At 48.9% G+C, this 11859-nt stretch carries 10 protein-coding genes; 8 read left to right on the top strand and 2 right to left on the bottom strand.

Annotated features, from left to right (window positions below):
• Positions 1-173 precede the first annotated feature (173 nt).
• On the top strand, positions 174-338 hold the full coding sequence (locus K4A83_RS23215) for a KGK domain-containing protein (RefSeq protein WP_407810020.1): 165 nt from the start codon (positions 174-176) through the stop codon (positions 336-338).
• 62 nt (positions 339-400) lie between these two features.
• Here K4A83_RS23215 and K4A83_RS12750 read toward each other — a convergent pair whose 3' ends face one another.
• Complete coding sequence (locus tag K4A83_RS12750) at positions 401-1024, bottom strand: class I SAM-dependent methyltransferase (protein ID WP_265264958.1); 624 nt, start codon at positions 1022-1024, stop codon at positions 401-403.
• Positions 1025-1107: 83 nt separating this feature from the next.
• Here K4A83_RS12750 and hemH point away from each other — a divergent pair, with 83 nt between their 5' ends.
• The 5 genes from hemH (at position 1108) to glgB (ending at position 6755) form a co-directional block, all read left to right on the top strand.
• The gene (hemH, locus tag K4A83_RS12745; protein ID WP_265264956.1) at positions 1108-2271 is read left to right on the top strand and encodes a ferrochelatase; all 1164 of its coding nucleotides are present in this window, start codon (positions 1108-1110) and stop codon (positions 2269-2271) included.
• Between the two features lie 9 nt (positions 2272-2280).
• On the top strand, positions 2281-3270 hold the full coding sequence (gene dusA, locus K4A83_RS12740) for a tRNA dihydrouridine(20/20a) synthase DusA (RefSeq protein ID WP_265264955.1): 990 nt from the start codon (positions 2281-2283) through the stop codon (positions 3268-3270).
• Between the two features lie 16 nt (positions 3271-3286).
• Entirely contained in the window at positions 3287-3526 is a 240-nt protein-coding gene (locus K4A83_RS12735) for a 2Fe-2S iron-sulfur cluster-binding protein (RefSeq protein WP_265264953.1), read from the top strand.
• The gene (locus K4A83_RS12730; protein ID WP_265264952.1) at positions 3520-4323 is read left to right on the top strand and encodes a DUF6816 family protein; all 804 of its coding nucleotides are present in this window, start codon (positions 3520-3522) and stop codon (positions 4321-4323) included. The genes K4A83_RS12735 and K4A83_RS12730 overlap by 7 nt, the downstream gene beginning before the upstream one ends.
• Before the next feature lie 158 nt (positions 4324-4481).
• Complete coding sequence (gene glgB, locus K4A83_RS12725) at positions 4482-6755, top strand: 1,4-alpha-glucan branching enzyme (RefSeq protein WP_265264951.1); 2274 nt, start codon at positions 4482-4484, stop codon at positions 6753-6755.
• Between the two features lie 176 nt (positions 6756-6931).
• Here glgB and K4A83_RS12720 read toward each other — a convergent pair whose 3' ends face one another.
• Positions 6932-9979, bottom strand: a complete 3048-nt coding sequence (locus tag K4A83_RS12720) for an ATP-binding response regulator (protein WP_265264950.1) — start codon at positions 9977-9979, stop codon at positions 6932-6934.
• A gap of 411 nt (positions 9980-10390) precedes the next feature.
• Between K4A83_RS12720 and K4A83_RS12715 the strand changes: the two genes are divergently transcribed.
• Positions 10391-11407, top strand: coding sequence for a circadian clock protein KaiA (locus K4A83_RS12715; RefSeq protein WP_265264949.1), 1017 nt, complete (start codon positions 10391-10393; stop codon positions 11405-11407).
• An 85-nt stretch (positions 11408-11492) separates the two neighbouring features.
• Positions 11493-11795 (top strand): circadian clock protein KaiB, encoded by a 303-nt coding sequence (gene kaiB, locus K4A83_RS12710; RefSeq protein ID WP_265264948.1) that lies wholly within the window; start codon positions 11493-11495, stop codon positions 11793-11795.
• The last annotated feature ends 64 nt before the right edge of the window (positions 11796-11859 follow it).

Below are 11859 nucleotides of genomic sequence, written 5' to 3'. Positions count from 1 at the left end.
TCGCGGTCGGACAGCCCGTGATTCAAAATGCTTTCGGAGACGTTCTGTCGGGGTCAATTTCTGATTGGCTAGACAAGAGTCTATGAGGAAAGAATCCACTCGCCTTTAGGCAGTGGAGTGTCAAAGGTTCTAATATCTTTACTGTTGAACAGTTAAAAGACCGCTATAAACGTATGCTGAATGAATTGGACAGCAGTATGTTAACAGATGAGGGTCTAGAGTGCCAATATTTGAGTCCAAAAGGGGGCGGATGGAAAAAGGGACGTTTTCGGGTTATGATTGAGTTTATTCCTGATGCTCCCGAGCATCCTCTTGATGATATAAGATCCTCACTTTGAACAACACAAAAGAATGCTAGCTGTAGGTTGGGTGGAGCGATCGCAAAACCCAAAAATCCAACCTAAACATAACTCTGAATGACCTGTAAACTCCCTCCGGCGTGAAGGGTGCGATCGCAACGACGAAATCCCACCTGCTTTAACTCCCCTACCAAGTCCGTTTTCAGCAATTGCCAAGCCGTTTCCGTTTCAAATAAGCCCAAAAACAACGCCACACCGGGGAAAAATAACGGATTCGTCGGTTGGTGAAAATCTACCAAGGTAAACACCCCGTTAGGCTTCAAAACCCGGTACACTTCCCCTAAAATCGCCCGCAACTGCTCCGGTTGCATCTCATGGAGTGCCGCGCTAGTATGCACCACATCAAAGGTCTGATCTTCAAAGGGCATCCGTTCCGCAAACGCTTCCACATACTGCGCTTGGGGGACTCTTTGACTCGCCCGCTTAATAGCATTGGGGGAAGCATCTAATCCCGTCACCTGATCGGAAAAACGCACTAAATATTCTGTCACCGGCCCGGCTCCACAACAGAGGTCTAATACCTTTGTATTTTTCTCAAGGGTTAAACCTTGCAGCGCCAACTGTCGAAAGCGAGTTTCTCCCCCGACGGCGATCGCAGCCAGCCACGAAATACTGTCATAAAGCCACTGATAGCGATAACTCCAGTCTCTGAGAATTGTAGCCACTCGTAAAACCCCCGTTGTTTTGACCGAATTAATTGTTAAACTAAGTTAAAGAATCTGAACAATTTAGAAACTATTAAAGCACTATGGGTCGCGTAGGAGTATTATTACTCAATCTGGGGGGACCAGACAGCCTGGAGGATGTTCGTCCTTTTCTATTTAATCTTTTTGCTGATCCCGAAATTATTCGTATTCCCTTCCCTTGGCTGCAAAAGCCCTTAGCCTGGCTGATTTCCACCCGCCGTGCTAAAACATCCCAAGACAATTATCGCCAAATTGGGGGCGGTTCTCCCCTGCGCCAGATTACCGAAGCTCAAGCGGAAGTCCTGGAAACAGCACTGCAAAAAGAATTAGATCAAGTCTCGGTGTATATTGGGATGCGTTATTGGCACCCCTTCACCGAAGAAGCGATCGCCCGCATCAAACAAGATGGCGTGGAAAAATTAGTCATTCTCCCCCTCTATCCTCAATTTTCCATTAGTACCAGTGGCTCCTCCTTCCGTCTTCTCGAACGGATCTGGCAACAAGACCCAAGCCTAGAAAATCTACAATATACCGTTATTCCCTCTTGGTACCAACACCCCAATTATCTCCGCGCTATGGCGGACTTAATCGCTGGGGAATTAGATAAATTTGAAAATCCCGACCAAGTTCATATCTTTTTCAGCGCCCACGGGGTACCCCTAAGCTACGTCGCCGAAGCCGGAGATCCCTACCAACGGGAAATTGAAGATTGCACCCGCCTAATTCTGAACACATTAAACCGTCCTAATCCCCATATTCTTGCCTATCAAAGCCGCGTCGGTCCAGTAGAATGGCTCAAACCCTATACCGAAGACGCTTTAATAGAACTCGGACAGCAAGGGGTACAGGAAATCGTCGTGGTTCCCATTAGTTTCGTCTCCGAACACATCGAAACCTTACAGGAAATTGATATTGAATATCGGGAAATAGCCGAAGAGGCAGGGATTCATCACTTTGGTCGAGTACCCGCCCTCAACACCCATCCCCTATTTATTCAATCCCTCAAAGAGTTAGTCATTGAAAGTTTACACAGCACCCCGAAGCAGTTTGCTGAAGTGACTCGCATGGAAAAACGGGTCAAAATGTACCCCCAAGAACGTTGGGAATGGGGACTCACCACCACCGCCGAAGTCTGGAACGGGCGCTTGGCCATGTTGGGCTTTTTAGCCTTGTTGTTAGAATTAATCAGTGGCAATGGCCCCTTACATTTTGTTGGTTTGCTCTAAACCTACCCCATGTTGCTTTCCCCAGTCCCCCTAACTCGCCTAGAACACCCGGTCAGTGTGGCTCCCATGATGGAACGCACTGACCGCCATTTCCGCTATTTTATGCGCCAAATTACGCGCCATACCCTGCTTTATACGGAAATGATCACCACCCAGGCCATTCTGCACGGGGACAAGGGGAAACTATTGGACTTTTCCCCCGCCGAACATCCCCTAGTCTTGCAGTTAGGCGGTGATAACCCCCAAGACCTCGCCACCTGTGCCAAAATCGCCGAAGATTGGGGCTATGATGGCGTGAACCTCAATGTGGGATGTCCCAGTAGTCGGGTGCAAGATGGCAACTTTGGGGCCTGTTTGATGTTACAACCGGAAAAAGTCGCCCGCGCTGTAGAAGCCATGATCAAGGCCGTACAGATTCCTGTGTCTGTGAAACATCGGATTGGAGTGGATGAGTGCGATCGCTACCCAGACCTCCACCGCTTTGTGCAGATCGTCTCCGAGGCCGGATGTCAACAATTTAGCGTCCATGCCCGCAAAGCTTGGTTACAAGGCCTAAGCCCCAAAGAAAACCGGGAAATTCCCCCCCTTCAATACCCAACAGTTCACCGCTTAAAACAAGACTTTCCCCACCTGTTTATTGAAATTAACGGGGGCATTAAAACCCTAGCCGAGGTTCAAAGCCAACTGCAAGCCGTAGATGGTGTCATGATTGGACGCGCCGCCTACGACACCCCCTATTTATTTGCTAAAGTAGATCAGATGTTTTATGGAGAACCCGACCCTCCCCCCTCCCGTCCGGAAATCGTGCAAAGAATGTTACCCTATTTGGCAACTTGGGTCAGACAAGGGGTTAAATTAAACAGCCTGATCCGTCCCATGTTACAACTCTTTGCCGGACAACCGGGAACCAAAGCTTGGAAACGTCATTTAAGCGAAAACGCCCACCTCCCCGGTGCTGGGGTGGAAGTCGTAGAAGCTGCCCTAGCCAAAGTCGTTTAACTCTAAATTCAGCCCTATGATTGTACAAGTCGAGTTTTTACCCAACGGTGTTACAGTAGAAGCAGCAGTTGGAGAACCGATGCTGCAAGTGGCCAAGCGGGCGGGAATTACTATACCGACAGGGTGTTTAATGGGGTCGTGTCATGCCTGCGAGGTGGAGTTAGAAGACGGCACTCCCATTTGTGCTTGCATCACATCGATTCCGGCAGGTCAAAAACACCTGAAGATCAATCTTTACTCAGATCCGGCGTGGTAAAAATTTGCCTTTGTGTTGGTTTATTGGTTTTATTGTGGTTGTGTTGGGGAGAGCGGGCCGTTGCGGGAGAATTGCGCGATCGCATCAGCCAATACCCCCATTGGCTAGGAAAACCCCCCGTCCAAACCGCCCAAGGGGATCTAATTTATCCCGACTGGATGGCCGGACTCTGGCAAGTCAGCAGTCCCCTCACCGATTTAGTCGCCCCCCTCTCCCCCGAAATTGTCACCCCCGGATTTGAAGGCAATCGCAAATATCTCAACGACCCCATTTATTTCCGCGTGCGTTTTATTCCCCAAACCCCCAAAATTCCCGTCCCCCTCAACCTCACCCGTCCCCCCCTATCCCTACCCACCCAAACCCCCCCCAAGATCATCGCCGACCGTACCTTTAACGGGTTAGAGATTGCCAAAGCTTATTTAGGCGATCGCGCCGTCCTCACCGTTCAAATCGACCCCGACAACCCCAACCGCCAAATCACCCAACTCCGAGGAGAACGACAACTCATCTCCACCGTCACCGGACGCAAAACCGAACAACCCTCCCCCCGAGAATTCGTCACCACAGAACTCACCAATCAAGTCTTCCGTACCAACTCCCAAGTCTATATCAACGACGTAGAAACCACCACCGCCTACAACCTACAACCCACCGGAGAAATCCTCGCCACCCAAATCACCGCCATCTACCTCTCCCCCCAAGATCCCAACTACTTTGAAGCCCTCGGTCGTCCCGTCGCCCTCTATCGTTATGATCTACACCTAGAACCTCTCCCCAGCGACCCACCTGGGCCATAATCAACACCCACAACACCATAAATCCCAGTTATTTCCCCAACCTTACGTTGTGTAAAGGAGGGAGTATGTCAAAATATATGGCATTACCAATGAGACTAACAAAATATGCCAGTCGTTAGTTGGTTGGAATAGGCACAGCTTATATAGTGAAGTCAACGATGATAGCCCCTGAACAAGTTAACAAAATCGTTTGGAACCAGCACCATGACCCCTTTGAAGTGCTAGGACCCCACCCTTTAGAGGAAAATGGTAAAGTCAAAAGTTGGATTGTTCGTGCTTATCTGCCCCAAGCGGAAAAAGCTTGGGTAATCTGTCCCGGCGACCGGAAAGAATACCCAATGCAATCCGTCCATCATCCCAACTTCTTCGAATGCAAAATCGAAGTTGATGAACTTGCCAACTATCAACTTCGGATTCGCGGACAAGGCCATGATCGCGTCATGTACGACCCCTACGCCTTCCGCTCCCCCGTCCTAACTGATTTTGACCTCCATCTCTTCTCCGAAGGCAACCACCATCGGATCTATGAGAAAATGGGCGCTCACCCCATGGAAATGAACGGAGTAAAAGGCGTTTACTTCGCCGTTTGGGCCCCCAACGCCCGCAACGTCTCCGTCATTGGACAATTTAACGACTGGGATGGTCGTCAGCACCAAATGCGCAAACGGGAAAACGGCACCTGGGAACTCTTTATCCCCGAAGTCAAACCCGGCACCATCTACAAATACGAAGTCAAAAACTGGGAAGGACATATCTACGAAAAAGCCGATCCCTACGGTTTCCAACACGAAGTCCGTCCCCAAACCGCCTCCATCGTCGCTGACCTCGACTCCTACCAATGGAACGACGAAGATTGGATGGAAAAACGGCGCATGACCGAAACCCTCAAACAACCCATCTCCGTCTACGAGGTGCATCTTGGCTCTTGGCTTCATCGTGCCTACGAAGAACCCGCCCGTTATCTACGGGGAGAAGGCGACCCCGTACAAGTCGCAGAACTGCGACCCGGTGCGCGTTTCCTGACCTACTACGAACTGGCAGAAGAACTGATTCCCTACGTCAAAGAACTCGGCTACACCCACATTGAACTCTTACCCGTAGCCGAACACCCCTTTGATGGCTCTTGGGGCTATCAAGTTACAGGGTACTACGCCCCCACCTCCCGTTTCGGTTCCCCCGAAGACTTCATGTATTTTGTAGACCAATGTCACCAAAACGGCATTGGTGTTTTAATTGACTGGGTACCCGGTCACTTTCCCAAAGATGGTCACGGCCTCGCCTTCTTTGATGGTACCCATCTTTACGAATACGCCGACCCCCGTATTGGAGAACATAAAGAATGGGGGACCCTCGTCTTTAACTATGCCCGCAACGAAGTCCGGAACTTCCTTGTGGCCAACGCCCTGTTCTGGTTTGATAAATACCACATCGACGGGATGCGCGTGGACGCTGTAGCCTCTATGCTCTATCTCGACTATTTCCGGGAAGAATGGCTACCCAACGAATACGGCGGCCGAGAACACCTCGCCGCCCGCGACTTCATCTGTCAGGTGAACAGCGTCCTGTATAGCTACTATCCGGGCATCCTGTCCATCGCCGAAGAGTCCACTGACTGGCCGATGGTTTCCTGGCCGACCTATGTCGGAGGTTTAGGTTTTAACCTCAAATGGAACATGGGCTGGATGCACGATATGCTGGACTACTTCCACATGGACCCCTGGTTCCGGCAATTCCATCAAAACAACGTCACCTTTAGTATGTGGTACAACCACAGCGAAAACTATATGTTGGCGTTATCCCATGATGAGGTAGTTCACTGTAAGAGCAGTATGTTGGGTAAAATGCCCGGCGACGAGTGGCAAAAATACGCCAACGTCCGCGCTCTCTTTACCTATATGTTCTGTCACCCCGGCAAGAAAACCATGTTTATGAGCATGGAAATTGGTCAGTGGAATGAATGGAATGTCTGGTCTGATTTAGAGTGGCATTTACTGCAATACGATGCTCACCAACAGTTGAAACACTTCTTCTCGTCCCTCAATGCTTTGTATAAGGACCAACCCGCCTTATACGAAAAAGACTATGAAGAGTCCGGTTTTGAGTGGATTGACTGTAGTGATAATCGCCATAGTGTGGTGTCCTTTATTCGTCGCAGTAAAGATGACAGTGATTGGTTAATTACCGTTTGTAACTTCACCCCCCAACCCCACAGCCACTATCGCGTCGGTGTCCCAGAACCGGGATTCTACGCGGAGTTATTCAACAGCGACTCTGGGGAATTTGGTGGCAGTAATATGGGGAATTTAGGGGGTAAATGGTCGGAAGATTGGTCTTTCCATAACCGTCCTTATTCTCTGGATTTATGCCTTCCTCCTTTGGGTGTGTTAGTCCTAAAGTTGGATCGAGAGAAAACGTTAGATTCTGTTGAGTAGGGTCTACATTTAGTAGTCTAGAAAAAGGGGTAAGGCTCAACCTTATCCCCTTTCACATTATCTGGCACCTTCTGCAGAAAGCCTAGATTGCGAGAGCTAAGAATCCCCGTCGTTTACGACGGTGGAGGATGTCAAGAAGGTTAATAGCGACGAGAGGAGCTTAACGGTGGGAGTAGTCAACCTAACAATTGATGAATCTGAGTTAATAACTCTGCCATGGATTGAGAACCGTATTCCACTACCTCTACTACTAAATGATTGAACTGGGGATCTAAACCCGGAAAATGGGGAGCAGGACGATGATCTAATAATAAAATTGGGGGTGTAAAAGCCGAGTCTACTAATCCTTGAATCCCCGCTTGCCACTGGGCCGAGGGAGTTGGGTCGTGAAGATAGAGAATCAAGAGATCAACACTGTGTTGTTGAATCTGACTGTAGACTTCTGGCCAAGATTGCGCCAGTAAACTGCGTAAACCTGCGGTTTGAAGATATTGGGTTAAAGCGGGTAAAAATTCTCCGTTTTGACCGTTTTGCTCCCCCTCTGGGGGCAGATTATCGCCAAAGATCAGCAGATGGGGCTGGGTCGAGATGCCAGCGGCCACTTGAATCACCTGTAATAGGGCGGCAATGGTTTGTTCTGCAATGGGGATTAAGCAGGGAAACACCGCTAAACTGGGGAATTGATTGGCCGCTTCCGTGGTTTGGGTTTCGAGGGTCACGAGGGGTAAATGCACCAGATTTTCATATTGGGTGAGCGATCGCATAAACTCCACCGAATCCGTCCCATTGATGCCCTCCAATAACAAAACATCTGGATGCCAAACTCGGGCTAAAACACTGGCCTGTTCGAGATCATCCGCCTCCAGAATGCGATAATTTAACCCTGAAGTCTGTTGAGACAGTGCTAACCCAAATTCCGTCACAAATACCGAATTGCCATCGGCGGCCACTTCAGCAAACTTTGGGTTGAGTCGCAAAATCGTGAGGTTGCTCTGGTGAACCATCGGTTGAGAACGTAAGCGGGAGAGGTTTTCCTGGAGTGCCGAAGGTTGCACAGGCAGACTCAGAAAACCATCCGCCCCGTTTTGTTTCGCCTGTTGACGTTCAGCCCGCGTTGCCATCACCAGCACTGGAATCTCTTCTGTCGTGGCATCAGCTTTGAGCAGGGTTAACACATCCCAACCCGAGAGCAAGGGTAACACCGGGTTGAGTAAAATGGCGCGAGGTTGAACCTGTCGGGCTTTTTCCAGCGCTTCTGTCCCTGTTCGGGCAATAATCACCCGATACCCCTGTTTTTGTAACATCCCACTTAACTGTTCAATGGATTGGGGAACCGCTTCCACAATTAAAATCAGTTGATTATTCGGGGGATTATTCACCGCCGACAGATAATGTTCTGGCGGGGTGGGAGGCAAGAGCAGCGTGAATTTACTCCCCTTGCCGACGGTGGAAATAAAGGAAATATCGCCCCCATGAGCGCGGGCTAACCGTTGGGTTAACACCAGCCCTAACCCTGTACCTTCAAATTGCCGAGTGAGGGGGCTTTCCAGTTGTTGGAATTTTTGGAAAATCAGATGCTGGGCAGATTCGGGAATGCCAATCCCCGTATCCCAAACGGTGAAATCAATCCAACCTTGCCAACGACTGACTTTTAGCCCAATTTTGCCCTCGGGGGGGGTGAATTTAAAGGCATTTTCCAACAGGTGAACCAGCATCTGACGCAAGCGCAGTTCATCCGCGACGATGAATTTTAGACCTTCTTCAATTTCAAGGGTAAAGTCCATCAGGGGGAAGTCTGGATTGAGGGGTTCGGTGTTTTTGTGGATTTGGGTTCTGGCTTGTTCGTAAGCGCGATCGCACGCCGCCTTAAGATCCACCGTTTCCAGCGTCAATTGCAGTTGCCCCGTTTCCAGACGAGTTAAATCCAAAATATCATTCACCACCGTCATCAACTGCCGCCCACTTTGATAAATCAACTGAGCATAACGCATCTGACGAGCATTCAATTCCCCCAGTTTTTGGTCTTTTAACAGACTCGACAGCCCCAGAACCGCCGTTAGGGGTGTTTTCAGTTCATGGCTAATACAGGCTAAAAACTCATCTTTCAAGCGGTTTAACTGCACCAGATCCGCATTTTTCGCCGCCAATTCTTTACAGAGTTGTCGCTGTTCTGTGACATCCGTCGCTAAAATTAGCCAGAGTTTCGGCAAGGACTGAGAAACAGTATTGCTCCTCTTTTTTGTGTTGATTTGTAACGGAAGCTTGACAAATTGCCAGACTTGGTGTTCCAACGGTTCATTAGAACTGAGAGGGGGTTGGGCCGAGAAACGATGTTGAATTAAAGCGGGAGGGGTTTGCCCAAACCCCGATGTTACCCCGGGATCTTCCCGCTCCTCAATTAAACTACACCAACGTTGTAATGCTTGTTCCTGACTCAGGGCTTGGTGGACTTGTTCACAAAACGCCTCATAGTTCTCTGTAGGCAGGGTCATACAATCCACAGCCTTGGGACAAGTGGACTGCATGGGCGGATTACTGGGGTTTTCTTGCCGACCGACTTGGGCTTGCCAAGCCGCATTTTGATGTACAATTTCCCCCTGTTGGGTGTTGAGCATCAGGGGAATCGGCAATTGATCCAACAACTGCACGAAATCCTGTAAATTGTCGCTAGTCGTGGGTGGATTTTCGGGATATCCCGTGGGCATCCAGACACCCCCCGAGACATCCCCAGTCCCCGGAGTTTCAGGCAACAACGCCCGCCACAATTGACGATCATCTAATAGCCCTTGCACCTTCTGTTCCCCATCTACTACCACATAGGCTGAACAGTGATGGAGCAATGGATTCTGATCAAAATAGTCTTTAATCTCCCCTAACCGTAGACTATCCGGCAACATCGCCACAGGTTCGAGTAAATGCCGTAACTCCCCATTCACCCCCTGCCAACGCTCTTGGGACGGACTCCAATCTGAACGACCAATCCCCCAGCCTCCCAATCTCGTCTGAGCCTGAGCAATAGTCCCGACCAGTAAACGACAGCCTAAATAGGGTAGAAAACGGGCCAGACGAACGACTCCGAGGGGGCGATCCTCTGGACCAACTACCACCACCACCTCTTGTTGACTCGAATCCATTACAGCCAGCACCGTCTCAAGACTAGCATGGGCATCGCACAGGGGAATGGAGCGTGCAAACTCACTGAGAGTGGAAGAGAAGTTAACCATAAGAGTTTAAAAGCTGACAAACCAGCAAATATGAGGTTTTAAAGCGAAATGTTGCCAGCAATGGACAAAATATGCTTAAACCAACCAAGGTTTAGCCTTAGCGGAATGATCATAAATAACCCTACCCAGATGATGACCTTAGCTCCCAGGACAAAAGCCGAGCTTCCGGGGGGAGATTTCAGTGTAAAATGAACTTCAGACCGATTGATCTTAAGAACACCACAAATTTATTATTGCCTTTTCGTCTAGAGACTTTATACCTCGGCTTACAATTAATTACAATTCTTAGTCTCTGTTGACATAGCCTCCTTCCACATCTCTCCCTCGTTGGGAATGGGGGTTGATCGGGTATAATCGATCTGATGTTAAATTTTACGACAAGCCTGCGATGTATGTCCCCGTTTATGTGTGATGACCGATGAAAACGCTCCTTTGGAGTCCGATCCCACTAACCCCTTGAACGCTAAATTGTGTATTTGTGTCTATGCTAAGACCGAGGGACTCGCTCAGTCTTTGCAGAATTTTTTAGACCATGAACGGTACAATTACTATCGCTTTGACGAACAGGCTCACTTTTTGGAGTTTGTCGAGGCTCATAAAGAACAAATCGACTGCCTAATTTTACAAAATATTGATGCGGAGTTAGCCGTCTTAAATCACTTGTTTACCCAAGGGACTCTCTTGCCTGTGGTGATCATTGAACCGAGAAACTCTGACAATCAGAACACCGACCTCTCGGATACTACCCGAGATGATAGAATTTCTGAGCATTCCACCCCCGGAGCATCTCCCTACTTGTACCATACCGGAGAGGTTTGGTTGTTGGCGACCCAAGTTGAACAGATTACCACCGCCATTGAGCAGGCGATCGCCAAATTCCTCCAACTCCCCCCCCTGCTGCAACTCCCCCCCCTATTCCAACTCCCCCCCCTTGCTAAAACCCCCATCCCCTCCAACACCCGCCATGAGCAACCCTCCCCAACCTTTCTCCTCCTCCAACAGCGACGACTCGCTGAAAAACTGAAGGAACGTCTCGGCTACCTCGGCATCTACTACAAACGAAACCCCCAAGAATTTTGGCGAAACCTCCCCCCCAAAGACAAGCAAGAACTCCTCGACGAATTGAGTGTAGAATACCGTGAAATTATCCTCAACTACTTTATCCCAGACTATCCCCTCAACCAAACGATTGATCAGTTTGTCAATCGAGCCTTCTTTGCGGATTTATCTGTCTCACAAATTCTGGAAATTCACATGGAACTGATGGATCAATTCTCCCAACAACTCAAGCTAGAAGGACGCAGCGAGGAAATCCTCTTAGACTACCGTCTCGCACTCATTGACATCATCGCTCATCTCTGTGAAATGTATCGTCGTTCCATCCCCCGAGAAGATATTCCCTTTGAAATCTTCACCTCTAGTGAGTAAAGTCCGGTGAGCAATAACCCTACTGTAAAGTAGAACAAAACAACTATAGTTTAATCTTTCTTTTCTTTTTTTGACCTGTTATCCTATGAGTGCGTCCAAAAAAACCTATGTTCTCAAGCTCTACGTCGCTGGCAATACCCCAAATTCAGCGCGAGCCTTGAAAACCTTAAAAAACATCTTAGAACAAGATTTTCAAGGAGTTTATGCTCTAAAAGTGATTGATGTGCTGAAAAATCCACAACTTGCTGAAGAGGACAAGATCCTAGCTACCCCCACCTTATCTAAAGTTCTGCCTCCCCCAGTGCGGAAAATCATCGGTGATTTATCTGATCGTGAAAAAGTGCTAATCGGTTTAGATTTATTGTATGAAGAAATTACCGAAGGTTAAGGGACTGTTGACCCATCTAGGCAAAGATGCTGTTTGCCTCAACGAGAAACCCATCACTGAGTCA

The sequence above is a fragment of the Spirulina subsalsa FACHB-351 genome, assembly GCF_026130165.1.
GTDB lineage: Bacteria > Cyanobacteriota > Cyanobacteriia > Cyanobacteriales > Spirulinaceae > Spirulina_A > Spirulina_A subsalsa_A.
This window is presented reverse-complemented; position numbering and strand designations above follow the sequence as displayed.